We start from the raw sequence: 26971 nt of genomic DNA, 5'->3' as shown, positions 1-26971 counted from the left end.
CAACTTCTCGCCAACGTTTTCTCTAACTTTCTGACAAACCGAAGGTTTTCACCTCCGAACTTACGAATAAGTACCGCTGGTAACGCTGTGCGTCCCCGGCAGCGGATGCGTACTTTACGGATTTGCCGGCGGGGATGCAAGGACTATTTGAACAATAGTGAAAAAACGTCAGCTGTCAGTCTTTATGATCAACATAACGCCTCATCGCTACTTTTTCATACTCGCATCATTATCCATAAATTGGTAAAACCAATTAGTTGCTATCTTTCCATTTCATGAGCTAAAACTCAAGATAGCTGAAATCTGCATTGGCTCTACCAATCAAGGAGCTAACAATGTCCTACACGCCTCTTCGCCAACCCAGATTGGCCGACGTGATTACTGAACGCCTTGAAGCCATGATGCTTGAAGGTAGCCTTAAGCCTGGGCAACGCTTGCCACCTGAGCGCGAACTAGCACAGCAGTTCGGGGTTTCACGCCCCTCCCTGCGAGAAGCCATTCAAAAACTGGCCGCCAGAGGGCTGCTGGTCAGCCGCCAGGGCGGGGGCAATTTCGTCAACGACGATCTTAATAGTGGCTACACAGACCCTTTACTGGAAATGCTGACGCGGCATGAAGAGTTTCACCTTGACCTGCTTGAGTTTCGCGATGCGATGGAAGGAATCTCGGCCTATTACGCCGCTCTGCGTTCAACCCCTGCCGATAAGGCTATTCTGATTCAGCGCTTTGAAGAGCTCAACAATGGCTTTGCCGGCAAGGATCCTGCCGCAGAAGCCAAACTTGATGCCGCCTTTCACCTTTCCATTGCTGAAGCAGCGCATAACGTACTGTTGCTTCACACCATACGCGGCATCTTTCACCTACTGGAACAGAGCATTGTCGATAACCTGGCCTTTCTTTTCGCCAAACCCGATTCTCGCAGTCAATTGATGAAGCAACATCGTGCCTTGCTGGATGCCATCCTTGATGGGCGCGCAGAAGACGCCCGTAGCCGTGCACATGAACATCTAGTCTTTGTAGAGGAGGGTTTGATGGAAATGGCCCGCGCTGAAACCCGTGCGCAGCGTGCCTTACGCAGAGCACAAGGAAGCGTGACCAGCGCATGATTAAAAAAGCTCAGCGGCCTCCATTACGTTGGCGATGGTTTGCTCTGACGGTGGTTTCTCTCGGCCTATTATTGTGCATCTGGCAAGCCTCCCAGATCGCCCGAGTACAGGCATTGGAAAACTTACGCGAAGATGCCGAGAACGAGTTGCGTCTGTCAGCCGCTCACCTGAACGGCTATTTACTGCGTTACGACTACCTGCCGCAAATGCTTGCCACTCGCGAAGGCGTCCAGCGATTTCTTGCTTCACCGGATAATCAGGACCCGATGCCACTCAACCTGCTACTTGACCGTTTTCGCTTCACCGCTGGGGTTTCCGATGTCTATCTGCTTGATGAGCAGGGCGATACCATTGCCGCTAGCAACTGGCACCGCCCCAATACCTTTATCGGCCAGAACTACGCGTTTCGCAGCTATTACCGGGATGCCATTGCTGGCGGCCAAGGGCGCTTCTATGGATTGGGCGTACAATCACGCGAACGTGGTTACTATTTTTCATCTCCGGTGTATCTGGAAGACACCTCTCCTGATGCTCGCCCGGACGGCGTCATGGTCATCAAGGTACTACTCGATGACGTTGAACAAAGCTGGGCCGAGCAGGAAGCAACGTTATTTGTCACTGATAGTGATGACATCATCTTCATGGCCAGCAAGCCTGAATTACGCATGAATGCACTTTACCCACTTTCTGACCAACAGCGCGAAACGCTGCGCAACACTCGACGCTATGCGGTCGAGCCGTTAAATGCATCAGGCATCGTCATAGAACAAGCTCACTCGGCAGATGCCCATATCGTCAGCTTTTCACGCGGCGTGTTAGAGGATGAACGCTTTTTACGCCTGACCCGACCGATAGCAGAGTTTGAATGGGACATTCATATCCTCAAACCGCTAGACACTGTGACCAGCGCACAGTGGCTGGCAGCCCTGATGGCCGGTGGTCTTTATGGTGTTGTTGCCCTCGGCGGCGGGATAGGCTGGCAGCGCTTACGTTTGCGCCGCGAACGAGAAACCTTTGCTGAACGGGAAAGGCTCACTCTGGCGCGGGTTCGCGACGAGCTTGAAGAAAGTGTTGAGCGGCGAACCCGGGACCTAGTGGCAAGCAACCAGCGCCTTTCAGCTGAAATTGAGGAGCGCCGTCGCGCCGAGGAAAATCTGCGCCAGACCCAGGACGAGCTGATCCAGGCGGCCAAGCTTGCCGTGTTAGGTCAATTGGCGGCTGGCATCAACCACGAACTTAACCAACCCTTGGCGGCCATTCGTGCCTATGCTGAAAATGCCCGGCGCTTTCTGGCTCTATCACGGCTTAACCAGACAGACGCCAACCTGGAACAGATTGTCGAACTGACTCATCGCATGGCGGATATCAGCGCCCAGCTTCGTCAGTTTTCGCGCAAAAGCAGCGAGCGTCAGGAAAATATCGCCGTACAGTCGTGCATAGAATATGCCTTGCGTCTGTTCCATAGCCGTCTACGTGACAGTCAGGTTAAAGTTGAACAGCAATTACCTGTGGCGACTCTATGGGTCAAAGGTGATCTGGTACGTCTTGAACAGGTGATCGTCAACCTGATCAGCAATGCCTTACAGGCCATGACAGACATTTCCGCCCCACGCCTTATCGTGCGCGTGGAAGCAGACGAGACAAACGTGCACATTCATATTATTGATAATGGGCCGGGTATCGACAGCGCCCATATCAACCAGATCTTCGCGCCTTTTTTACCACCAAGGCACCCGGTAACGGCCTGGGGCTGGGGCTTTCCATTTCATCACGTATCATGGAGGATCTGGGTGGCCAGCTGAAGGCCTGCAACCACCCAACGGGCGGTGCTCAGTTCAGTATTATTCTCCCTCTTGCCATGGCCCCGAACACCTCAATGGAGCATCTCTCTCATGCATGACCCGTCGACACTGCCCGTCATGGTGATCGACGACGAAGAGCACTTGCGCATCACCGCCAGCCAGACCCTTGAACTGGGCGGTTATACGCCACACTGCTTTGAGTCTGCCGAACAGGCACTCGATGCCCTGACACCTAACTTTCCAGGCGTGATCGTCAGTGATATCCGCATGCCGGGCATGGATGGCATGACGTTACTACGCACCCTGCGCGAACGCGACCCGACGCTGCCGATTATCCTGATTACCGGCCACGGCGATATTTCCACCGCTGTTGAAGCCATGCGCGCCGGCGCCTGGGATTTTCTGGAGAAACCGTTTGCGGGTGACCAACTGCTTGATGTGGTGCGGCGAGGTATTGAGAAGCGCCAGCTCAGCCTCGAGAATGATCGCCTCAAGGCCGAGCTGGAAGCTCAGCAAGCAGCACTTGGGCCACGCCTTGTCGGGCGCACCGAAACTATTTCGCGCCTTGCGGCCATGATCCAGCGCATCAGCCAGGTTGAGACGGATGTATTGCTGTTTGGGGAAACCGGCACGGGCAAGGATCTGGTCGCGCGAGCCATTCATGAACGCAGCCGTCGACGTCATCACCCTTTCATGGCAATCAATTGTGGTGCAGTGCCTGAAAACACTATTGAGTCAGAACTCTTTGGCCACGAGAAAGGGGCCTTCACCGGCGCGGTTGAACGCCGTATTGGCAAGTTTGAGCACGCTAATGGCGGCACTGTCTTTCTCGATGAAATTGAATCCATGCCTCTGGCGCTGCAGGTCAAGCTGTTGCGCGTGCTTCAGGAGCGCAGCATTGAACGCCTCGGTGCCAATGATGTGATCAAACTGGATATTCGTGTTATTGCCGCCACCAAGGTTGACCTTAAAGCCGCCTCAGAAGCCGGCCGTTTCCGTGAAGACCTTTACTACCGGTTGAACGTTGTGACTTTGCCACTGCCTGCCCTGCGCGAACGGCGTGAGGATATTCCGCTATTGTTCCAGCATTTTGCGGTCATCGCGGCTAACCGCAGCGGGCTGGAAGCACCCCCGCTTGACAGTCACGCCATTGCCGCCTTGCTGGCTCACGACTGGCCTGGCAATGTACGCGAACTGCGCAATCTGGCCGAACGCTATGTCCTGCTAGGGGCGGCGTTTGACTATCGCCTGGCGGCTCTGCTGGAAGGCGATAACACAGAAACCCAGACAACCTCACTGACGCGCCAGGTAGAGCTGTTCGAAAAAGCCTGATCAGTCAGTCGCTGGCGCGTCATCATGGGCGGGTGACCCAGGTCTGTGAGCATCTCTGCCTGCCGCGCAAGACGCTTTACGACAAACTAAAAAAGCATACGTTACAAGCAGAAGATTACCGCCACAAAAGTGACCCCTGATGGAGCAGCTCCCAAAGGTCGGCCCAGGGCGGTAACCAGGGGGCCAGTGTCAGCGTGGCAATCAGCATCAGCAGGCTGGCCAGCGGGCGGCGGGCATCCGCCAGTTTTAGCGCCGTTCCAAAAGAGCGTTTAAGGCGGGCGCCTTCCAGGTCGACGCTGTAAATTTCATCCAGCACAAGGTGAATGACAAACCCCACCGCTATTGCCAGCCCATGGGACCAGGCAAACCAAGCTGACTGCACCAACAGCTGAAAGCTGATGGCCGCTGCGGCCATACCGCAGAGCGCCCCGGCCAGTAGTGAATGCCACACGCCACGGTGTACCGTCAGATGGGCAAACACCGCGCTGCCTACATAACGCACCAGCAGATAAATCCCACCGCACGCTACCAAAAGCGCCCCAGGAGACAGCCAACCTTGCAGCACAATAACGCCCAGCACTAGAGCTGGCACCGATAACAGACTGAAAATTAAACGGATAGAACGCGACCTGTCAGCATCAATGTCTGGCAGAATACCGCCAAAGGCCGTCAGCACACCTATCAACAGGGCTTGGGACACAGGCCACCACTGGGCCTGACAACCCACAAATGCCAGCGCTGCCCCGCCCACCGCTGCAACTGAAATATGCGTGCGAAAATTAGCCATGTCATGTGGCATCCTGAAAGCTGTATAAATTACCAGATTTCATTCCGCCACAACATGGCTTTTCAGCAAAAAACAAGAAAAAAGTACCGCCTGGCAGAGAGTTAGAAGATAGTTAATGGGCATTTAAACAAGTAAGTCGCACCATAAACCGTCAACCCGTTAATCGTTGGCTTCTGCCAGGAAGCGGTCTTTCAGCTTGACGTAGTTACCGGCGGTGTAGGCGAAGAAAGCACGCTCTTTGTCCTTAAGCGGCCGCAGCTGCCGGGCAGGGTTGCCTGCGTAGACGTAGCCACTTTCCAGCTGTTTGCCAGGTGTCACCACGGCCCCGGCGGCAATAATCACTTCATCTTCCACCACAGCGCCATCCATCACAATGGCGCCCATCCCTACCAGAATACGACTCCCCAGCGTGCAACCATGCAGAATCGCCTTGTGGCCAACGGTGACATCATCGCCTAACGTCAGCGGAAAGCCCTCGGGGTTATAGTCGCTGGCATGAGTAATATGCAGCACGCTGCCATCCTGCACGCTGACCCGTGCGCCGATACGGATACGGTGCATATCACCGCGAATCACCGTCATCGGCCAGACCGAACAGTCATCGCCCAGCACCACATCGCCGATTACCGTGCAGGCAGGATCAATATAAACCCGCTCGCCCAACTGCGGCTCGCTGCCCTGATAGCTTCTTAAAGCATTGCTCATTGCTGACTCCTGATTGATTCACACCAGTATTTACACTTAAAACAGTGCGCTCAACAATACGATAAAGGTCAGTGGAATGGCTATCCAGCGCACCACATTGAGCCACAGATAAAAGCCCCAACCGCTGTTACCCAGCGCCTGTTGCGCTTTGTGTTGAGGCATGACCCAAGCCGCAAAGAAAGCAATCAGCATGCCGCCCAGCGGAAGAAAGATATCCGGCGGAATGCTGCTGACCAGCTCAAACACATTGCGCCCGAACAAGGGCCGAAAATCTGCCAGCGTCGAAAATGATAGCGCGGATAACAGCCCCATCAACCAGACGCACAGTGCTACTACTGCCGTTGCCTTGCCACGTTTCAAGCCTGCGCCCTGCAGAGTCGCCACCATAGGCTCCGCCAGATTGATCGCCGATGTCCAGGTAGCCAGCAGTAATAGCAGAAAGAAAATGCTCAGCCAGACCGCCCCCCACGGCAGCCCTGAGAAGGCAATGGGCAGAGTCACAAACATCAGCCCCGGGCCTTGGGTCGGGTCAAGCCCCTGAGCAAACACAACGGCAAAGATCGCAATACCTGCGAGTAGCGCAACGCTGATATCCAGCACGGCGACAGCAGCAGCGGCTTTTGGCAGGCTTTGCCTATCCGGCATATAGGCGCCATACGCCATCAATGCGCAGGCACCAACAGCCAGGGTGAAAAGGCGTGCCCCATGGCATGCAGAATCACCGTTGGCGTTATCAACGCCATAGACGGTTTGAACAGCCAAACCAGCGCTGGCACAAAGCCTTCTGTGGTGCTGGCATAGATGGCCAGCGTTACTACAGCAGATAAAGCAGCGGCATCAAAAGGTTATTCAGCCGCTCCAGCCCTTTGGCAACGCCTGCGGCCACCACGCTCATGGTCATGAACAGAAACAGGGTGTGGTTGAAGACCAGCAATCCCGGATTGGCCAGAAAGGCATCAAACCCTGCGCCGATTTCCTGCGCAGTGGCACCGCTGAACTGTCCGTTGATAGAAGCCACCAGAAACTCAATCGACCAGCCAGACACCACCGAATAGAACGACAGAATACAGAACACTGTAAAGGCACCAAAGGCGCCCAACCAGCGCCAGTGTGGCGAGCCGCCGCCTTCTGCCGCCAAGGTGCCCAGCGCCTGAATCGGCCCGCGCCGCCCGGCTCTTCCCACCATGATTTCCGCCATCATGACAGGCAACCCCAGCAGCAGCACAAAGGCGATGTACACCAGCAGGAAAGCCGCCCCGCCGTTTTCACCAGCGATATAGGGAAACCGCCAGATATTACCTAGCCCAACAGCGGCACCGGTGACGGCCAGAATAAAAGCACGTCTTGATCCCCAGCGCTCCAGTGTTTCACTCATGACCTGCCCCGTTCACTCACCGTTAATAAAAAAGCACCGCCCATCAAAATGGACAGCGGATAAAACGTGCCAAACCGTGGTTGGCATCAGAGATTAAGCTAACGTGAGGATTGAAACCTCGTTAGCGCGCCCGCACTCTATAGGAAATGTATATTGCCCCGCAATTTTCCTACTGAGGTCGCCATGCCTAATAACCCCCTGCTCGCTGCACACACCCTGCCGCCTTTTGATGAAATTCGCGCTCAGCATGTCGTGCCAGCCCTCGACAGCCTGCTTGAAGAAAGTCGTCAACGCATTGAGGCACTGGCCCAACAGGCCGCCACCACGTCCCCCAGCTGGGAAAATTTCGCGGCCCCGCTTGAAGACGTTAACGACCGCCTATCCAATGCCTGGTCCCCGATTTCACACCTCAACGGCACCATGAACAGCCCCGAGCTACGTGAGGCCTATGAAGCCTGCATTGGCAAACTCTCTGACTTCAGCACCTGGGTTGGCCAGCACGAAGGCTTGTTCAATGCCTACCAGGCCCTGAGGGAAGGCCCTGGCTGGGCAGACCTCGACGCCGCTCAAAAACGTGCGGTCGAGAACGCACTGCGCGATTTCCGCCTCGCGGGGGTTGACCTGCCAGCGGAGCAGAAAGCCCGCTATGGCGAGATCAAGTCGCGCCTGTCGACACTGACCAACCAATATTCCAATAACGTTCTGGATGCCACTCAGGCCTGGCACAAGGATATCGAAAACGCTGACGATCTGGCCGGCGTGCCGGAAAGCGCGCTGGCTACCCTGCATTCCCTGGCAGAGGCCAAAGGCATCGACGGTTACCGGATCACGCTGGATTTCCCGAGTTTTTATCCGGTGCTTACCTATGCCGACGACCGCGCCCTGCGCGAAGAAGTCTATACCGCCTTTGTCACCCGCGCTTCAGACCAGGGCCCGAATGCTGGCCAGTTTGATAATGCTGCCATCATGGAAGAGATCCTGACATTACGCAGCGAGCTAGCCGCACTGCTGGGCTTTGCTACCTATGCGGATTACTCACTGGCCACCAAGATGGCGGACTCCCCGAGCAGGTGCTGGACTTTCTGAACGACCTGGCACAGCGCGCGGTGCCTCAGGCACGCGAAGAGTTTGCCGAGCTGCAGGATTTTGCTTCGCAGGAGCTGGGGCTGGAAAACCTGCAGCCCTGGGATGTGGGCTATGCCAGCGAAAAGCTGCGCGAGGCTCGTCACGCGATTTCCCAGGAGCAGCTACGCCCCTACTTCCCGGCACCCCGCGTGGTTGAGGGGTTATTCAGTGTGGTAGAGCGCCTCTACGGTGTGCGATTTGAAGAGGATGAGCAGGTCACCTGCTACCACCCGGATGTCCGCTATTTTCAGATTACCGAAAATGACACCCCCATTGCCGGTTTTTACCTCGACCTCTACGCCCGCGAAGGCAAGCGCGGTGGTGCCTGGATGGCCGATTGCCGTGTTCGCCGCCAGACGTCCGATGGCCTGCAGCTGCCGATAGCCTTCCTGACCTGCAATTTCACCCCACCGGTAGGCGACAAGCCCGCGCTGCTCACTCATGATGAAGTCACTACCCTGTTTCATGAATTTGGCCACGGGCTACACCACATGCTGACCCGCCAGACGATTGCCGATATTTCCGGCATCAATGGTGTCGCTTGGGATGCGGTCGAGCTGCCCAGCCAGTTCATGGAAAATTATTGCTGGGAGCGTGAAGGGCTGGATCTTCTGGCTGCGCATATTGATACTGATGAACCCTTGCCGGGTGAACTGCTTGAACGCCTGCAAGCCGCCAAGAACTTCCAGTCCGCCATGGGAATGGTGCGCCAGCTGGAGTTTTCACTGTTCGACTTGCGGTTGCATCATCAAGCTTCAGCGCCAGATGCTTCCCATATCCAGGCGCTGCTCGATGAGGTGCGCCAACAGGTGGCAGTGATGCCTGCTGCGCCTTTCAATCGTTTCCAGAACAGTTTCGGGCACATTTTTGCCGGTGGCTATGCGGCGGGCTACTATAGCTACAAATGGGCAGAGGTCTTGTCCGCTGACGCCTGGAGTGCCTTTGAAGAAGAGGGTATTTTCGACCCGACGACTGGCCAGCGCTTTCGTCAGCATATTCTGGAGCAGGGAGGCGCGCGCGATGCTGCCGAACTGTTCGCAGCATTTCGCGGCCGTGAACCCAGTGTTGAACCCTTGTTGCGCCATAGCGGCATTCGCGCTGCCTGAACACCTATTTCCATCAGCCGCGTGGCCCTACACGGCCACGCGTGGAGTTTATTATGTCAACGGTAAAACGCTTTATTGCAGGGGTTACCTGCCCACGCTGTGCCGAAATGGACCGCATTCGCTCCTGGGAGCAGAACGGCATCCGTTATCGCGAATGCGTCAGCTGTGATTTCTTTGAGCAGCTGCCCATTGAAGATGAAACTGCTCCGGAATTACAGACCCGCGTCAACAAACTGCGTGAAGAGCAAAAGCAGCAGGATATCCAGACGGTACGTATTCTCGACCCCGGCAGCTCATCGAAGTAAGGTAACGATACTTAACCTTCTTCAGGGAGCCTGCGATGCCATTTGCCGCCCAGCTTGGCCACTGGCGTAAACATGCCCACACGCATCCAGCGTTCACCACCCGGCTGGTGATTATCGGCCTTATTGCGGCAACTGCTGTGCTGATGTCCTATCTTGATCTGGCGACCCTCGCTGCCGGGTTAGGGCTTTTCCTGTGGGGAATGCAGTACCTGGAAAAGGGCATCAAGCAGCTCTCCGGCGGCAAGCTTGGGCGCTGGCTTCAGCAGGCAACCCGCACCCGGCCTCGCGCCATCCTGTTCGGCGCTGCAACCACGGCCACCGTGCAATCCAGCTCCCTGATGACATTACTGAGCATGTCGTTTGTCAGTGCGGGCCTGGTCACCCTGCCAGCCGGTATTGCTCTGCTGTTCGGTGCCAACCTGGGCACTACCACCGGCGCCTGGCTGATGGCCACCTTCGGGCTATCATTTGATCTGGCACGTTACGCCATGCCTTTTCTGGCCGCTGGCTTGCTTGGCGCTCGCCTGCTCCCCAAATCATTACGCGGCTATGCCCACCTGCTGATGGGTATTGGTCTTTTGTTTCTGGGCATTGATTTTATGAAGCTGGGGTTCAGTGCCTGGCAGGATAGCCTTTCACTGGCAGGGTTGGCAGGCACCCAGTTCTGGCACTGGCCGCTCTACGTACTGTTTGGCGTAATCGCCACTGTCGTCATGCAGTCCAGCCATGCGACCTTGCTGATCATCCTGACGGCGCTGGCCAGCGGCCAGTTGGACTATCTACCCGCCCTGGCAGTGGCAGTCGGCGCCAACGTAGGCACAACAGTGACCGCTTTACTCGGTGCACTGGGCGCCAGCACGGCTGCGCAACGGCTGGCTGGGGCGCATATAGTTTTCAACCTGTTAACGGCTGGGGTAGCGCTTACGTTACTGCTGCCATTGGCCTGGCTGGTGGATTTTTCCAGCACCCTGATCGGCATTGACGCCGACGCCTGGCCGCTCAAGCTGGCGCTGTTTCATACCTTGTTCAATGTGTTGGGCATCGTGTTGATGCTGCCCTTTATCACGCCATTGGCAAAATGGCTGGAACGCCTTTTGCCTTCTCCTGCCCATCATCTCGATCGCGCTCAGGCGCGCTACCTGGATGCCTCTGCCCTGCAGCACTCGGACACCGCCCTGAGTGCCCTCGACCAGGAATGCCGACGGCTTGAAAGGCGCGCTTATCACCTGCTTTGCAATGCCTTGCTGATACACAGTGCCGATGCGCTGGGCCACCTGCCGACAAGAGAGAAAGTGGAACAGGCCATTGATAGCCAACACTGGCCGGCCGTCAATGAGCGCTACCATGAACGCATCAAACCACTGTTAAGCGAAATCCTGGCATTTTACGCACGCCTTGAAGTCCCTATGGCAGACGATCAACAGGCCTACCTTGAAGCACGTTTACAGCAAACGTTCCGCCTGGTGGAAGCCGTACGTTTTGGTGAAGTCCTGCAGCGCAGCCTGCTGCGCCACACCGCCCCTGACAGCCCGCTAAGGGAAGGTCATGATGCCCTGCGCCTGGCACTGGCCAAAGGCCTCAACTACCTTAATCGACGCTCAGAAGAAAATACTGTCAGTACCAGCACCCTGGCTGAACCTATCTACACGGCCAGCCAGTTCTGGCAGGAAGAAACAGCCAGACGTTTACGCCAGCAGCGCCTGACGCCAGCGCAAGCCTCTACTCTGATGAACGATTTTCACCAGGCCAGCCGCTTGATTGATGCCCTGATGCCGTCAATGGCCAGTGAATGGCAGTACCACCCGTCACCTGACTGACGTGCCCAGGGCCACAGCACAGAGAAAGTGTGTGAAAAACCGCACAACCTGATCACCACCACGTGCGGGATTGTTAACACTTAAGCACTGACCGCTGTAGACAAAAGTTTAAACACAAAAATCCAAGCAACTGTTTATTAATAAAAAAATAATAAATGGCACACTAATCGCTTCTCTATAGGTGCTAATAATCATCTAAATAGTGACTACACTGATGTCATCGTCTCTGATGATGAGGCGATGAAACCATTTCACATCTAATAACAGTTTCAGGATATCTCGCCATGCGCATGAAAAAGACAGCAATGAACAATGCCCTGCCCACCGCCGCCACCCTGCTGGCTGGTGTGGCTCTGCTGGCCGCTAGCAGCGCCCAGGCTGACCGCTCCGAGTGGCCGGATAACTTTACTGTCGGCACTGCAAGCCAAGGCGGCACCTACTATGTTTACGGTTCAGGCTGGGCCAACTTCATTGCCGACGAGCTGGACATTTCCGGCGGTGGCGAGGTGACCGGCGGCCCGACGCAGAACCTGGCTCTGGTACACGGTGGCGATGTTGCCTTTGGCCTGACCACCATGGGCCCGGCTTCTGACGCTATCAGTGGTAAAAGTCCGCTGGCTCCCGGGTTGGAAATGGATAATGTCTGTGCCATGTTCCCGATGTACGAAACGCCTTTCTCGATCACTGCACTGGCGTCTTCTGATATCGAATCGATTGAAGACATTCCGGACGGTGCCCGCATCGGTTTTGGCCCGGCAGCATCAACCTCAGACACCTACTTCCCGGCGATGCTTGAAACCCTGGGTGTAGAATTTGACCGTCGTAACGGCGGCTGGTCTGATCTGGGCGGCCAGCTGCAGGACGGTCTGCTTGACGTTATTGCTTTTGCAGCAGGCATCCCGATTCCTGCCGTCAGCCAGCTTGAAGTGCAGACTGACGTCAACATCATCGAGTTTACCGATGCTGAAGTGGATACCATTCTCGAAAACTTCCCGGTAGCTGAGTTTATGATTCCGGCCAGCACCTATCAGACGCTGGAAGAAGATGCTCGTGCGGTTTCCATGTGGAACTTTGCCATTGCTGGCTGCGACCTGCCGGAAGATTTTGTCTATGAAGTCACCAAGGTGACCATGGAACAGAACGATCGTATGCGCTCCATTCACCGCAGTGCTGCCACGACTATTCCGGAAAATATCGACAAGAATACCGTGCTGCCCTTCCACCCGGGCGCTGCTCGCTGGTACGAAGAAAACGGCTATGACATTGCTGAAGACATGATCAAGTAAGCCTTAAGTACTCAAAGCCTGCCCCGCACCGGCGCCACCGGGCGGGGCAGCTTTTGCTTATACCTCCCCTTTTTCTGTTTGTATTGCTGTGAGGGTGGCCTCTTATGAGTCACAAATCTGACCCCAATTCTGGCGACCTTTCGGACGAACAGCCCGACGTCGTGGTCGTTGAAGGCGTTGATGAAGAAGTTGTCGAGAATAACCGCCGCCTGTTTAACGGCTGGCAGTTCTGGTTATTTGCGGCCATGGCGGTTGCCTACTCTTCTTTTCATCTTATTTCACTGAATATCTTTCCCATGGAAACCTGGTCCTACCGGATTGTGCACATTGCCGGTGCCTTGATCCTTGGGTACGGTCTCTATGCTGGCAGTAATTTCGCGAAAAGTGAGCATGAAGAGTCTCCTGTCGCGCTTAAATGGATCAGCTATGCGCTGCTGCTTCCGGCGCTCTATTCGCTGCTCCAGGTTTTCATGATGCAGCAGACCCTGGCAGGCGGCGCCATGCGCATTGATCCAACCATAGAGTCCTGGCATTACGGTTACCCGCTGATGCTGACGACCGCTGCTGCCATCGTGCTTTCTTGGGTGTATCGTCAGGTGCGTCACCGCTTCAACCCAGCGGATCTGGTACTGATGGTGTGCGCCCTGGCCAGTGCTGGCTATCTGCTCGTGGCGTTCAACACAAATATGCGCATGTCCACAGGCACTTCTTTTGCCCCTGTGGGTATTTCATGGGCCGCGGTTGCCGGGTCCTTGCTGATTCTGGAACTGACCCGCCGTGTAGCTGGCCTGGCACTGGTAGTCATTTCAGTCGTCTTTCTGCTTTATGTGTTTGCAGGCCCCTACCTGCCAGGCTTTCTGGGCTATCCCGGCTTGTCGATCAACCGCTTTTTCAGCCAGGTTTACACCGATACGGGTATTCTCGGCCCGACCACAGCAGTGTCTTCCACCTATATCATCCTGTTTATTATTTTCGCTGCCTTCCTGCAGGCATCCAAGGTCGGTGACTATTTTGTCAACTTCGCCTTTGCTGCCGCCGGTCGCGCTCGGGGCGGCCCAGCCAAGGTATCGATTTTTGCTTCCGGTCTGATGGGCATGATTAACGGCACCTCAGCGGGTAACGTGGTTTCAACAGGTTCGCTGACGATTCCACTGATGAAAAAGTTGGCTACCCAGGGCGTAGCGCCGGGGCCATTGAAGCCGCTGCGTCTACCGGTGGGCAGATCATGCCGCCCATCATGGGTGCCGGTGCCTTTATCATGGCGGAAATTACCGGTATCCCGTATACCGAGATTGCGATTGCCGCGATTATTCCCGCCATTCTTTACTTCCTGTCGGTCTACTGCATGGTCGACTTTGAAGCGGCCCGCAAAGGCATGCGCGGCATGCGCGAAGACGAGATCCCCCAGTTCCGCAAGCTAGCCAAACAGGTTTATCTGTTTGCTCCCATCATCATACTGATTGTGGCACTGTTCATGGGCTATTCGGTGATCCGTGCCGGTACTCTGGCCACAGCCTCCGCCGCCGTTGTCAGCTGGCTTTCACCCCACAAGATGGGGCTTGCCGCCATCCTGCGCGCCCTGCAGCTGGCGGGCATCATGTCGATCCAGATCATTGCGGTATGTGCCTGTGCAGGGTTGATTGTAGGCGTTATCTCCCTGACCGGGGTTGGCGCGCGCTTCTCATCGCTGCTACTGGGTGTCGCGGGTGTCAGCCAGCTGTTGGCGCTGTTTTTTGCCATGTGTATCTCGATTCTACTCGGCATGGGTATGCCGACCACGGCCGCTTATGCGGTAGCGGCGTCGGTTGTTGCACCGGGTTTGATCAATATCGGCATTGAACCGCTGATTGCACACTTCTTCGTGTTCTATTTCGCGGTGGTATCTGCCATCACGCCGCCGGTCGCCCTGGCATCCTACGCAGCAGCGGGTATTTCCGGCGATAATGCCATGGGCACTTCAGTGGCTTCGTTCAAGATCGGCCTGGCCGCTTTCATCGTGCCGTTCATGTTCTTCTATAGCCCCGCCATGCTGATGGAAGGCAGCGCCATGCAGATCCTGCGCGTTGGCCTCACCGCGACGCTGGGCATCATCCTGCTGGCTGGTGTGGTTCAGGCGTGGTTCTTTGGGCCAGTTAAAACATGGCAGCGGGTCGTCATGCTGATAGGCGCGATCTTTATGATCTATGGCGGTATCTATACTGATATTGCCGGACTTGCGATTGGTGTTGTACTCGTTGTAATGCAGCGCCGATTACATGGCAACGGCAAAGCCGCTGCCTCAACCGGCTAACGACAGCGCTTATAAAGCCGCAGACAAAAACCCCCGCACTCACAAGAGGCGGGGTTTTTCATATTAGGGTCTGAAACCCTAACCCGTCAGATTATCAACAATCTTCAGCACCGGAGCGGACTGGTTCAGCGTGTAGAAATGCAAACCTGGTGCACCGCCATCCAACAGCCGCTCACACAGACGCGTCACCACTTCGTTGCCAAAATCAGCAATCGCTTCACTATCATCGGCGTAACTTTCCAACTGCTTGCGGATCCAGCGTGGTATTTCTGCCCCACAGGCATCAGAGAATCGCGCCAGCTTGGTATAGTTGGTGATTGGCATGATGCCGGGAATAATCGGCTGCGTAACACCCAGTGCACGTGCCTTATCAACAAAGTTGAAATAGGCATCCGCAGTAAAGAAATACTGAGTGATTGCTATATTGGCCCCCGCTTTCATCTTGCGGGCGAAATTTTCCACATCTTTATCAAGGCTTGGCGCCTCGGGATGAGATTCCGGATAGGCACCTACGGCAATCTCAAAATGGTCTCCCGTTTCTTCACGGATAAACTCGACCAGCTCATTGGCATAACGCAGCTCACCCATGCTGGCCGTGCCCGAAGGCATATCACCACGCAAGGCCACCAGGCTATCAACGCCTTCTTCCCGGTATTCTGCAAGCAGGTCGCGTAATTGGGCCTTGTCACTACCAATACACGAGAGGTGCGGCGCAGTGGTGATGCCACTCTGGCTGATTTCACGCACCGCATTGCGGGTACGCACCTGGGTCGAACCGCCAGCACCGTAAGTCACCGAAAAAAACCGTGGTTGGTAAGCCGCCAGCTGGTCGCGGGTACGCATCAGCTTTTCACGCCCGGCGTCGGTATTCGGAGGGAAGAACTCGAAGCTGATACCGAGGGGGTGTTCTTGGCGGCTCATGATAATCCTCATAGTCAGTCAATTCGGCTCGCCGATAGAATGGCGCTTTATGAGGGTGTATTCTCGCTGCTGCGTGGGTTCGCGGCTAATGAAAGATTCCACACAGCAACGTTAATTTTATTCATGTTGAGTTTAGTAATGACAGGAAAATAATTCATGGAAAACCTTGCAGCCGGCGCTTTGACCGGGCCTCTGCTTATGCTGCTGTCGTTTGTTGGTCTTGGCTGGATTGCTGCTCGCGGGCTAAGGATTGACCCTCAGCCGATCGCGACCCTGCTGGTCTACCTGATTGCACCACTGACGTTTTTTCGCGCTCTGATGAACGGCGGCCCGACACCGGACTACCTGCTGTTGACCCTGATACTGTTCATTGCCAGCAGTGCCATTGCCTTGCTGGTACGCGCTATTACCCAACGCTATTTCGGTGCTCAGGAAAGCGCATTACTGGCGTTTTCCGCCGGTACGGGCAACACCGGCTACTTTGGCTTGCCAGTGGCACTGATCATATTGCCCGCGGAAGGTATCACCCTTTACCTGTTCTGCATTCTGGGCATCACCCTGTACGAATTTACCGTCGGCTTTTATGTCAGCGCCCGAGGCCATTTCTCGGTGCGCCAAAGCCTTAACAAGATTGCCCGCCTGCCACTGGTCTATGCTTTTCTGGCAGCGTTATTGATGACCCAGCTGGGTATCACACTGCCCGCGGCCTTGATGACCTCGCTGGATGTATTTCCCGCCACTTACACATTGCTGGGTATGATGATTATTGGCATGACGCTCAGCCATGTCACCCTGGCCGCCTGGGATTCACGCCTGATTGGCGCCTGTGTTGCCTTGCGCTATGGCGTGTGGCCACTGGCCACCCTCGGGATTGTGCTGGCATTGCAGCAGTGGTTTAACATTCCAGCACCGCTTGCCATGGCCATTCTGCTACTGGGCGTGGTGCCCATGGCTGCTAACGTGGTGGTAGTTGCCATGGAGCTGGGGATTCAACCCCAGAAAGGCGCCCTGGCAGTGCTGGTGACTACCCTGATGGCACCTTTGCTGATTCCTGTCTATCTGGGGGTAATGTTTACACTCAGCGGGCTGGGTTAACCGCTATCGTTCAAAAACCCCTCCACGCCTGCTTTTTCAAGCGCAGCCGCCATCCGCTGGATTTCCGAGTGGGTGAAAAACGCATCCAGTGCTCTGCTGCGCACTGGCCCAACGTTAGGCAATGCCTGCCATTGTGTTGCGCTCAGCGCGGCCAGGCTTGCCCAGTCGCCTTGTGTTTGATCACTGCCCGGTGGGGCGCCAAGCGCCTGTAGCCAGTTAGCAAATGGCTGCTTTCTTGCCGCATCAAACTCGGCCAGAAGCCGATTTGCCGTCGCGGCCCCAATACCCGGAGCCGCTATTAGCGCCTGTTCATCCAGCTGAAGCCAGCCGATCAGATCAGTCACCACATCAGCCTTTATCAGCTTCTTCCAGGTGCCTTCACCGATCCCCTTCATTTCAAGCGTCTCCCCAAGCCATACCAGACGGGCCAGTAGCTGATCCTGACAGCCCGGTAACGCCTCGTTAAGCGTCAGGCAACTCAATGCATGATAGTCCTGCCCATCCGGCACCCATAGAGACTGACGCTTGGGCGACGTCCAGACCACCCTCGCCAACTGAGGAATCGTCAGCCCTCCCAGCGTTACCGCTACCTTGTCACCAGCACGGATATCCAGCGCTTGCCACTGCGCCAGCGAACCCAGGGATACACGGCTGATTCGGCGCCCTTCTAATGTAACTGGTTGGAGATGCACCAGCGGCGTTATTCGCCCCGTCCGGCCAACCCGAAAAGCTATCCCACGCACGGTCGCCAGTGCCTGTTGCGCGGGATATTTCCAGGCCAGCGCCCATGCAGGAGGTGCATCGTCTAACGACAGTGCTTCAGTAGAGATCAGAGCTTGTTTGAGCACCACACCGTCGGTTGCAAACGGCAGAGGCTGATCAAACCAGCGCTCACGCCACTGCTCAGCCTGAGAATAATCCTTCACAGGATGGGAATATACTGCGCTATCAAACCCCAGCTCTGTGAGCCGGGCCAAGTGTTCCTCCATGGTCTGAGGGCCGTTCGGCCATGCCCAGACAAATAGCCCAATGCGTGCCAACGTCTTTGCATCGGGCGCCTCCTGCGCCATCGCTCCGGCGACTTTACCGCGCAGCTGACGGTGCCCGTCCCGGGACTGTATATAATCGCTGCCCGCTCGCCAGTAGAGCTCGCCCTGCAGAACTGCCGTAATGGCTCCTGGCAGCCGGTTGGGAACCGCTGATATCTGGCTGACACGGGGCGTCCAGTCCTGACCGTGCTGGCCATCGCCACGGCTGATCGCCTTTACCAAGCGTCCATCAAGGTATTCAAGAGTGATTGCAACGCCATCCACCTTGGGCTGTATCCAGAGATCGTCACGACGCTGCATCCAACGCTGAACCCCTGCATTATCGCGCTTTTCAAGGCCACGCTGAGCATAGGGGTGGGCGAGCAGTTCATGAGTCGTAACAGCCTCTCGTTCAGGCCGGTGTGGTTGAGAGGCCCCCATACAGCGGCGCCAGTGTTCCAACGTGGCAACGGCCTGATCGTAAATATCATCGCTGACCAGCGATTTGCCTTGCTGGTAATAAGCGTCATCCCATTGGCTGATCTGCTGGTTTAATGACCGGATATCAGCGTCAAGCGCTTCAGCCGGTTTGATTGGGCAATCAGCCCCCTGTACAACGGAACTCCATAGCATCATCCAAGCGAGCAACAAATACTTAATAAAATAGTAATGGCGACACATCCTTGTGCTCTCCTTTATTTAGCGCCTTTACCTGCGTCTTTTAAGCTAAGCGTAGACAAAAAACGCCCCGTGGATAAATTCCGCGGGGCGCTAGGCTGTTAAGAAATGCAACGTCTCAGGGGATGTTACAAGCCCGCCGACTGACGCAGGGCATCCGCCTTGTCGGTTTTTTCCCATGGGAAAGCAGTAAAGGTTTCAACCTGTTCCTGGCCTTTGACATCCAGCCAGCGATAGCTGTGTTCAAACGGTTCACGGCCAAAGTGACCATAGGCGGCTGTCAGTTGGTACATCGGATGCAGCAGATCAAGCATCTTGGTGATCGCAAAAGGGCGTAGATCAAAATGCTCGCGTACCAGCTTGACGATTTCAGTATCGGCAATATTTCCGGTGCCGAATGTATCGACGGATACCGACGTTGGCTCGGCTACCCCGATAGCATAGGAAATCTGGATCTCACATTTGTCGGCAAGACCGGCGGCGACCACATTCTTGGCTACATAACGGCCCGCATAGGCGGCACTGCGATCAACTTTGGACGGATCCTTGCCGGAAAAGGCACCGCCACCGTGGCGCGCCATACCGCCATAAGTGTCGACGATAATCTTGCGCCCGGTCAGGCCACAATCACCCACAGGGCCGCCAATTACAAACTTGCCGGTCGGGTTGATATGGAACTGGGTGCTGTCATCCAGCCATTCAGCGGGAATAACCTGTTCAATAATTTCCCGCTTGACCATGGTGCGCAGCGCTTCCTGATCAATCTCAGGGTCGTGTTGGGTGGAAAGCACCACGGCATCCACGCCGCAAGGCTTGCCATCGGCGTCATAACGGAAGGTAACCTGGCTTTTCGCATCCGGGCGCAGCCAGGGCAAGAGGCCCTGTTTACGCAGCTCAGCCTGACGCTCTACCAGACGATGGGAATAGTGAATCGGTGCAGGCATCAGTGAGGCGGTTTCATTGGTGGCGTAGCCAAACATCAGGCCTTGGTCACCCGCGCCCTGATCTTCTGGCTTGGTGCGATCAACGCCCTGGGCAATATCAACGCTCTGCTTGCCAATCAGGTTCACAACGCCGCAGGTCGCGCCATCAAAGCCAACATCTGATGAGGTATAGCCGATATCGGTAATCACCTGGCGCACCAGGGCTTCCAGATCGACCCAGGCAGCCGTAGTAATCTCACCGGCAATAATCGCAACGCCCGTCTTGACCATGGTTTCACAGGCAACCCGGGCCTGCTTATCACGGGCGATGATGGCATCCAGGACAGCATCAGAAATCTGATCGGCAATCTTGTCGGGATGCCCTTCGGAAACGGATTCGGAGGTAAACAGGGAATATTCGCTCATCGCGCTCTTGACCCTCTGTGTGACGGCTGTCGCTCGTAGCATCAGCAGGAAATCATGGCAGGAGGCCCTGCCTACATAATCGAAGGTGGCAAGGCCACCTCGGGGGCAAAGTCTACACGCTGTTGGCAGCGCTTCCCAGCGTCTTGCGCGGATATCCATACTATCAACTTGCAACCCTTGTTTAGCTCCATAAATGCAGCATTATTTGCCGCCGCTGGCGAAGTCAGCGACAATAAGCGCTTTATTATCGTTTTCAGGCGAGGAGCACCCCATGCCGTCCCGTTTCGAGTTGGCCAATGCCATTCGCGCCCTTTCCATGGATGCTGTTCAGAAGGCCAAGTCCGGCCACCCTGGCGCGCCCATGGGCATGGCAGATATTGCCGAGGTGCTATGGAATGACTACCTCAAGCATAACCCCGAAGATCCCAAATGGGCTGACCGTGACCGTTTTGTTCTCTCCAACGGCCATGGTTCGATGCTGCTTTATTCACTGCTGCATTTAAGCGGTTACGATCTTGGCCTGGAGCAGCTGAGGAACTTCCGCCAGCTGCACTCGCTAACTGCAGGCCACCCTGAATTCGGTTATGCACCGGGCATCGAAACCACCACTGGCCCCTTGGGTCAGGGCTTTGCCAATGCCGTCGGCATGGCGATTGCCGAGAAAACCCTGGGCGCCCAGTTCAACCGCCCTGGCCACACCATTGTCGACCATCGCACCTGGTGCTTTATGGGTGATGGCTGCTTGATGGAGGGCATCTCCCATGAAGTGGCCTCACTGGCCGGCACCCAGCAACTGGGCAAGCTGACAGCCTTCTATGATGACAACGGCATTTCAATTGATGGCGAGGTCGATGGCTGGTTCACTGACGATACTGCCAAGCGTTTTGAAGCCTACGGCTGGCACGTGGTGCCCAGCGTTGATGGCCACAAGCCAGAAGAGATCAAGGCGGCTATCGAACTGGCCAAGCAGCAGGATGACAAGCCCAGCCTGATTATCTGTAAAACCGTTATTGGCTTTGGTGCCCCCAACAAGCAGGGCAAGGAAGAATCCCACGGTGCGCCGCTGGGTGATGATGAAGTGGCGGCTGCCCGTGAACAGCTCGGCTGGCCGCATGCACCTTTCCATATTCCCGAGCCTGTCTACACCGCCTGGGATGCCCGCGAAGCTGGCAAGCAGCGCCAGCAGGCCTGGGAAGAACAGATGCGCCGCTATGCAGAGGCGTTTCCGGATGAGGCTCTGGAATTCAAGCGCCGCCTGAAAGGCCGTCTGCCGCCCCAGCTTTCCAGCGAAGCCCTTATTCAGCAAAGCCAGGAAAAGGGCGAGAATATCGCTTCACGTAAGGCATCCTTGGGTGCCCTGAATGTTCTGGGGCCGCAAATGCCCGAGCTGCTTGGCGGCAGCGCTGACCTGGCGCCCTCCAACCTGACGTTCTGGAACGGCGCCAAGGCCATCACGCCGGATGATGCCAGCGGTAACTACCTGCACTACGGGGTACGTGAGTTCGGCATGGGCGCCATCATGAACGGCATTGCCTTGCATGGTGGCTTTGTACCCTATGGCGCTACTTTCCTGATCTTCATGGAATATATGCGCAATGCCGTACGCATGGCCGCGCTGATGGGCCAGCGCGCTATCTATGTGTTCACCCATGACTCCATCGGCTTGGGTGAAGACGGCCCGACCCATCAGCCCGTTGAACAGCTGACCAGCCTGCGCACCACGCCCAATCTGAATACCTGGCGCCCCTGTGATGCCACCGAAACTGCAGCTGCCTGGGATGCGGCACTGAAGCGTCATTCAGGCCCGACGGCGCTGGTGCTGTCTCGCCAGAACCTGCCTAACCAGGCGCGCACCAAGGCCCAGCTGGCTGATATTCAATGCGGTGGTTACATCCTCAAGGACAGCGACACAACGCCTGAGCTGATTCTGATTGCCACAGGCTCCGAAGTCGCTCTGGCGATGGATGCCGCCGCCGAGCTGGAAACACACGGCAAAGCAGTGCGCGTGGTTTCCATGCCGTCTACCTACCGCTTTAACGGCCAGGATGCGGAGTATCGGGAAAAAGTATTGCCCGCCAGCGTCACTAAGCGGATCGCCATCGAAGCAGGCCACGCCGATTACTGGTACAAATATGTTGGCCTGGATGGCCGCGTGATCGGCATGACCACCTATGGTGAATCAGCACCTGCTGGTGATCTGTTCAAGCACTTTGGCTTTACCGTCGACAATATCGTCGCACAGGCCAATCAGCTGCTTGGGCAAGCCTGATAGGTTAATCCTGTGACGGCGTTAGGCGGTTTTCTATGGCTTGTCAGCTTCTGGCTGATCGGTGAGGTCATCGTTTATCTCACCGCCATTCCGGTCTCTTCCGGTGTGTTGGGCATGCTGCTGTTAAGTATCACCCTGGCCCTACGCGGTGGCGTGCCTGACACCCTGGCGGCCGCGGCCCAACCGCTGATTGCACTGCTGGCGATGCTGATCATGCCTGGTGTCGTAGGTGTTTTCTTCGTCGCCGGGGAGCTTGGTGGACAGTGGGTCGCTATCATTGTAAGTCTGATGCTGGGCACTCTGTTGAGCGTATTGACCACCCTGTGGTTGATGCGCCACCTGATGCGGGGCCAGAATGTTAAGTGACGCTTTACTTGAACAACTGACCACAACGCCATTGTTTGCCGTGGCACTGACCCTGACCGCCTACCTGATCGGTATGGCCATCTTCAGGCGGCTTAAACAACCTACCTGGTTACCGGCAGTATTGATCGCTGCCTTGCTACTGGCAGTGTTCCTGCTGATCAGCGGGCTTCACTACACAACTTATCAGCAAGGGGCAGCCTGGTTGTCGGTTTTGCTTGGCCCCGCCACAGTGGCGCTGGGTATGCCGCTTTATCAGCAGTTTCCACGTATTCGCGAGCTATGGCGCCCTCTGGTGGTGTGTTTGCCGGTGAGTGCCAGCCTGGCGGTTGTTTACGCAGTGGGTATTGCCTGGCTGATGGGCTTGCCCGACACAGTACTAGCTTCCCTGGCAGCGAAATCCGTCACGGCCCCGATTGCCATCGGGATTACCCAGCAGTTGGGCGGCTCCATTCCGCTGCTGATGGGCGGGCTTCTGATCACAGGCGTCGTGGCCATTGCCGTTGTCAGCCTCGCCGCCAAGTGGATGAAGATTAGCGATGAGCGCCTGATCGGCTTTGCACTAGGGCTTAATGGCCATGCTATTGGCACGGTCAGGGCCTTTGAGATCAGCCCTACCGCAGGCGCATTTGCCTCGTTAGGCATGAGCCTGACAGGCATTTTCACGGCATTGTTGCTACCACTGGCCTGGCACTTTATCGGCTAGTTCCCATCTTTAGCACGCATTAAGGAGACATATGGCCGCGCGGGCTTCCACTTTTCGTATTGCCATCAACGGCTATGGCCGCATTGGCCAGTGCGTTTTGCGTGCCTTGGTAGAGCGTCAGTCGGCAGATATCCAGATCGTGGCGATCAACGAGCTCTCCGACCTGGCGACCATCGCCTACCTGACCCGCTTCGATACCACCCACGGACGCTTTCCTGTTCAGGTGGAAAGCCATGACGACCACCTGGTGATCAACGGTCAATCCATTCGGGTTCTGAACGAACCTGACCCGGAAAAGCTTCCCTGGGCAGCGCTTGATATCGACCTGGTGCTTGAGTGCTCGGGCAGTTTCAAGGATCGTGCCACCGCCGAGAAACACTTGGCAGCAGGTGCCAAGCGCTTGCTGTTCTCTCAACCGGCCGAAAATGATCTGGACGCCACCATCGTGTGGGGCATCAATCAGAACATAATGTCAGCCGGGCAACATATCCTGTCGGCGGCATCCTGTACGACTAACTGCCTGCTACCGCTGCTAACCGTGCTGGATGAGGCCTTCGGGGTTGAACACGGCGTTACCACCACGATTCATTCTGCCATGAATGATCAACCGGTGATTGATGCCTACCATCAGACAGACTTACGCCTGACGCGCTCCGCCATGCATTCGATTGTCCCGGTAGATACCGGCCTGGCACGCGGCATCAGCCGTTTGATGCCCAAATTGACCGGGCGTTTCGAGTGTTTGCACCTGCGGGTTCCGACCATTAATGTTTCGGTGATGGATCTTGCCATCACGGTTGCCCGGGATACCCACGTAGAGGAAGTCAATCAGCTATTAAAGACGGCAAGCCAGCGCCATCTGCAAGGTATTCTGGGATATACCGAAACGCCCATGGCCTCAGTGGATTTCAATCATGATCCGCACTCCGGCATCCTGGACGCCACCCAGACCCGGGTAGCCGGCACGCGGCTGATCAAACTGCTTTGCTGGTTTGATAACGAATGGGGATTTGCTAACCGCATGCTGGATATCAGCCAGCGCCTGGCAAGACTGACACAGCCCCGCCACGATTTCTTATCATCTGACTCACACGAGGACAGCTGCACATGAACGTAAAAAGATGACCGACCTGCCGCTCCAGGGTCAACGCGTCCTGATTCGTGAAGATCTGAACGTACCCATCAAGAATGCCAGCGTTTCCAGTGACGCCCGCCTACGTGCCGCCCTGCCCACCATTCAGACTGCTGCCGATGCTGGTGCCAAGGTGATGCTCATGAGCCACCTTGGCCGCCCCACAGAAGGCGAGCCTGCCGAAGAGTTTTCCCTTGCCCCGGTAGCCGCTCACCTTGGCCAACTGTTGGGCCGCCCCGTCACACTGGTCAAGGACTACCTGGAAAGCGGTCCCGAGCTGAGCGATGGCGATGTCGTGCTGCTTGAAAACGTACGCTTTAACACAGGCGAGAAAAAGATGACGAAGCGCTGGCCAAGCAGTACGCCGCGCTGTGCGACATCTTTGTGATGGATGCATTTGGCACTGCCCACCGCGCCCAGGCATCGACCCATGGCGTCGCCCGCTTTGCACCCACCGCATGTGCCGGGCCGCTATTGGCCAACGAACTTGAAGCACTGGAAAAAGCCCTTGCTCACCCCAAGCGCCCGATGACGGCCATTGTGGGCGGCTCCAAGGTATCCACCAAGCTGGATGTGCTCAACGCTCTGTCTGAAAAATGCGACCAGCTGATTGTCGGTGGCGGCATCGCCAACACCTTTATCGCCGCAGCAGGCTATAATGTAGGCAAATCACTCCATGAAGCTGATCTGGTCGCTCAGGCCAAGACCTTGATGGAGAAAGTGGCTATTCCAATGCCGACCGATGTCGTCGTTGCTACTGAGTTTTCCGAGTCGGCAGAAGCTGTCGTCAAACCTGTGGATCAGGTGGCCGATAATGAAATGATTCTGGATATCGGCCCGGATACCGCAGCCCACTTGGCAGGTCTGCTGAAAGACGCAGGAACGATCCTCTGGAACGGCCCGGTGGGCGTCTTTGAAATTGACCAGTTCGGCAAAGGCACCGAAGTCATTGCTCATGCGATTGCTGAAAGCCAAGCATTCTCAATTGCCGGTGGCGGCGATACATTGGCCGCTATCGACAAGTACGCGATAGCCGAGCGTGTTTCCTATATCTCGACGGGGGTGGGGCATTCCTTGAATACGTCGAAGGCAAGACATTACCGGCAGTCGCTGCTCTGGAGGCTGCGGCATCAGACGCCTAGACGGCCAGGTAATCCATTTTGATCAGACTCTACCCACACACGATAACGATTTATTTTATATAAGGTGACTTTATGGCTCTTATTAGCATGCGTCAGATGCTGGATCATGCCGCTGAATACGGTTACGGCATTCCCGCTTTCAACGTCAACAACCTCGAACAGATGCGCGCCATCATGGAAGCGGCGGATAAAACCGACTCTCCAGTGATCGTCCAGGCGTCTGCTGGCGCACGCAAATATGCGGGCGCGCCTTTCCTGCGCCATCTGATCCTGGCCGCCGTTGAAGAATTCCCGCATATTCCGGTGGCCATGCACCAGGACCACGGCACCAGTCCTGCGGTCTGCCAACGCTCCATTCAGCTGGGCTTCTCCTCGGTGATGATGGATGGTTCGCTGGGTGAAGACGGCAAGACGCCCATGGATTACGACTATAATGTTGACGTGACCCGCCGTACTGTTGAAATGGCGCATGCATGTGGTGTTTCAGTGGAAGGTGAGCTGGGTTGCCTGGGCAGCCTGGAAACCGGCATGGCTGGCGAGGAAGACGGTATCGGGGCAGAAGGCAAGCTGGATATGGAACAGCTGCTGACCGATCCTGAAGAAGCCGCAGCGTTCGTCAAGGCAACCCAGGTGGATGCCCTGGCCATTGCCATCGGCACCAGCCACGGTGCTTACAAGTTTACCCGTCCGCCGACGGGCGATACCCTGTCGATTCAGCGTATCAAGGAAATTCATGCGCGCATTCCAGATACCCACCTGGTCATGCACGGCTCTTCTTCCGTGCCCCAGGAATGGCTGGAAGTCATCAATCGCTATGGCGGCGAGATTCCTGAAACCTACGGCGTTCCCGTAGAAGAAATCATTCAGGGCATCAAACACGGTGTGCGCAAGGTCAACATTGATACTGATCTGCGTCTGGCTTCCACGGGTGCGGTACGTCGTTTTCTGGCTGAGAACCCGTCTGAATTTGATCCGCGCAAATTCCTCAAGGAAACCGTCAGCGCCATGCGTGACCTGTGTATTGACCGCTACGAAGCGTTCGGCACAGCAGGCAATGCCAGCAAGATCAAACCGATCAACCTGGAAGAGATGTTCAAGCGCTACGAAAGCGGTGAACTGGCTCCCAAGATCAGGTAATTGCCTGATCCATGGCCAAACAAGGCAGCCTTATGGGCTGCCTTTTTAGTAGGTCTGTGCAGAACAATGCAAAAGTGATAGAACAGTGTTCGCTAACGTCGTAGAATCATCCTAT

Annotated in this window: 15 protein-coding genes and 6 pseudogenes; 15 read left to right on the top strand and 6 right to left on the bottom strand. The window is 56.0% G+C overall.

What is annotated here, in order from left to right:
- Window positions 1-335 precede the first annotated feature (335 nt).
- The 3 genes and pseudogenes from HLB35_RS05860 to HLB35_RS05850 all read left to right on the top strand — a co-directional run bounded on the left by HLB35_RS05860 (window position 336) and on the right by HLB35_RS05850 (window position 4380).
- Window positions 336-1106 carry an FCD domain-containing protein gene (locus HLB35_RS05860; RefSeq protein ID WP_171701863.1) on the top strand — a complete coding sequence of 257 codons (771 nt, stop codon included), beginning with the start codon at window positions 336-338 and terminating at the stop codon, window positions 1104-1106.
- A pseudogene (locus HLB35_RS05855) lies at window positions 1103-3006 on the top strand (sensor histidine kinase). Before HLB35_RS05860 ends, HLB35_RS05855 begins: the two are co-directional and overlap by 4 nt.
- A pseudogene (locus HLB35_RS05850) lies at window positions 2999-4380 on the top strand (sigma-54-dependent transcriptional regulator). Before HLB35_RS05855 ends, HLB35_RS05850 begins: the two co-directional pseudogenes overlap by 8 nt.
- Here the strand turns inward: HLB35_RS05850 and HLB35_RS05845 are convergent.
- The 3 genes and pseudogenes from HLB35_RS05845 to HLB35_RS05835 form a co-directional block, all read right to left on the bottom strand.
- The gene (locus HLB35_RS05845) at window positions 4356-5027 is read right to left on the bottom strand and encodes a metal-dependent hydrolase (protein ID WP_171701862.1); all 672 of its coding nucleotides are present in this window, start codon (window positions 5025-5027) and stop codon (window positions 4356-4358) included. The pseudogene HLB35_RS05850 and the gene HLB35_RS05845 sit on opposite strands and share 25 nt — an antisense overlap.
- Before the next feature lie 159 nt (window positions 5028-5186).
- Entirely contained in the window at window positions 5187-5732 is a 546-nt protein-coding gene (locus HLB35_RS05840) for a gamma carbonic anhydrase family protein (protein ID WP_171701861.1), read from the bottom strand.
- Window positions 5733-5768: 36 nt separating this feature from the next.
- Window positions 5769-7107, bottom strand: a pseudogene (locus tag HLB35_RS05835) (sodium-dependent transporter).
- A gap of 183 nt (window positions 7108-7290) precedes the next feature.
- On the opposite strand from HLB35_RS05835, the pseudogene prlC reads away from it, so the two are divergent.
- From prlC to HLB35_RS05810, 5 genes and pseudogenes are all read left to right on the top strand, one after another.
- A pseudogene (gene prlC / locus HLB35_RS05830) lies at window positions 7291-9338 on the top strand (oligopeptidase A).
- A 53-nt stretch (window positions 9339-9391) separates the two neighbouring features.
- Window positions 9392-9643 (top strand): YheV family putative zinc ribbon protein, encoded by a 252-nt coding sequence (locus HLB35_RS05825; RefSeq protein ID WP_171701860.1) that lies wholly within the window; start codon window positions 9392-9394, stop codon window positions 9641-9643.
- Window positions 9644-9678: 35 nt separating this feature from the next.
- Window positions 9679-11460 (top strand): Na/Pi cotransporter family protein, encoded by a 1782-nt coding sequence (locus tag HLB35_RS05820; protein WP_171701859.1) that lies wholly within the window; start codon window positions 9679-9681, stop codon window positions 11458-11460.
- 290 nt (window positions 11461-11750) lie between these two features.
- Window positions 11751-12746 (top strand): TAXI family TRAP transporter solute-binding subunit, encoded by a 996-nt coding sequence (locus HLB35_RS05815; protein ID WP_422822430.1) that lies wholly within the window; start codon window positions 11751-11753, stop codon window positions 12744-12746.
- Window positions 12747-12850: 104 nt separating this feature from the next.
- A pseudogene (locus tag HLB35_RS05810) lies at window positions 12851-15036 on the top strand (TRAP transporter permease).
- A 78-nt stretch (window positions 15037-15114) separates the two neighbouring features.
- Here HLB35_RS05810 and metF read toward each other — a convergent pair.
- Window positions 15115-15957, bottom strand: a complete 843-nt coding sequence (gene metF / locus HLB35_RS05805) for a methylenetetrahydrofolate reductase [NAD(P)H] (protein ID WP_171701858.1) — start codon at window positions 15955-15957, stop codon at window positions 15115-15117.
- A gap of 156 nt (window positions 15958-16113) precedes the next feature.
- Here metF and HLB35_RS05800 point away from each other — a divergent pair, with 156 nt between their 5' ends.
- Window positions 16114-17052, top strand: a complete 939-nt coding sequence (locus HLB35_RS05800; protein WP_171701857.1) for an AEC family transporter — start codon at window positions 16114-16116, stop codon at window positions 17050-17052.
- On the opposite strand, the gene ligB is transcribed toward HLB35_RS05800, so the two are convergent.
- Window positions 17049-18761 (bottom strand): NAD-dependent DNA ligase LigB, encoded by a 1713-nt coding sequence (ligB, locus tag HLB35_RS05795; protein WP_171701856.1) that lies wholly within the window; start codon window positions 18759-18761, stop codon window positions 17049-17051. The two genes, HLB35_RS05800 and ligB, sit on opposite strands and share 4 nt — an antisense overlap.
- Before the next feature lie 125 nt (window positions 18762-18886).
- Window positions 18887-20107 (bottom strand): methionine adenosyltransferase, encoded by a 1221-nt coding sequence (gene metK / locus HLB35_RS05790; protein WP_171701855.1) that lies wholly within the window; start codon window positions 20105-20107, stop codon window positions 18887-18889.
- Window positions 20108-20378: 271 nt separating this feature from the next.
- Between metK and tkt the strand changes: the two genes are divergently transcribed.
- The 6 genes and pseudogenes from tkt to fba all read left to right on the top strand — a co-directional run bounded on the left by tkt (window position 20379) and on the right by fba (window position 26856).
- A complete protein-coding gene (gene tkt / locus HLB35_RS05785) occupies window positions 20379-22376 on the top strand; it encodes a transketolase (RefSeq protein ID WP_171701854.1) in 1998 nt (665 codons plus the stop codon).
- A 12-nt stretch (window positions 22377-22388) separates the two neighbouring features.
- Window positions 22389-22742: a CidA/LrgA family protein gene (locus HLB35_RS05780; protein ID WP_171701853.1), complete on the top strand. Its 354-nt coding sequence runs from the start codon at window positions 22389-22391 to the stop codon at window positions 22740-22742.
- Window positions 22732-23445: an LrgB family protein gene (locus tag HLB35_RS05775; protein WP_171701852.1), complete on the top strand. Its 714-nt coding sequence runs from the start codon at window positions 22732-22734 to the stop codon at window positions 23443-23445. The genes HLB35_RS05780 and HLB35_RS05775 overlap by 11 nt, the downstream gene beginning before the upstream one ends.
- A gap of 31 nt (window positions 23446-23476) precedes the next feature.
- Window positions 23477-24556: a type I glyceraldehyde-3-phosphate dehydrogenase gene (locus HLB35_RS05770; RefSeq protein WP_171701851.1), complete on the top strand. Its 1080-nt coding sequence runs from the start codon at window positions 23477-23479 to the stop codon at window positions 24554-24556.
- 10 nt (window positions 24557-24566) lie between these two features.
- Window positions 24567-25719 (top strand): annotated as a pseudogene (locus tag HLB35_RS05765) (phosphoglycerate kinase).
- Between the two features lie 72 nt (window positions 25720-25791).
- Window positions 25792-26856 carry a class II fructose-bisphosphate aldolase gene (gene fba, locus HLB35_RS05760; RefSeq protein WP_171701850.1) on the top strand — a complete coding sequence of 355 codons (1065 nt, stop codon included), beginning with the start codon at window positions 25792-25794 and terminating at the stop codon, window positions 26854-26856.
- The last annotated feature ends 115 nt before the right edge of the window (window positions 26857-26971 follow it).

It is taken from the genome of Vreelandella azerica, from assembly GCF_013112225.1.
GTDB classification, from domain to species: Bacteria; Pseudomonadota; Gammaproteobacteria; order Pseudomonadales; family Halomonadaceae; genus Vreelandella; species Vreelandella azerica.
The sequence above is the reverse complement of the archived record's forward strand: the minus strand, read 5'-3'. Positions and strand labels throughout refer to the sequence as shown.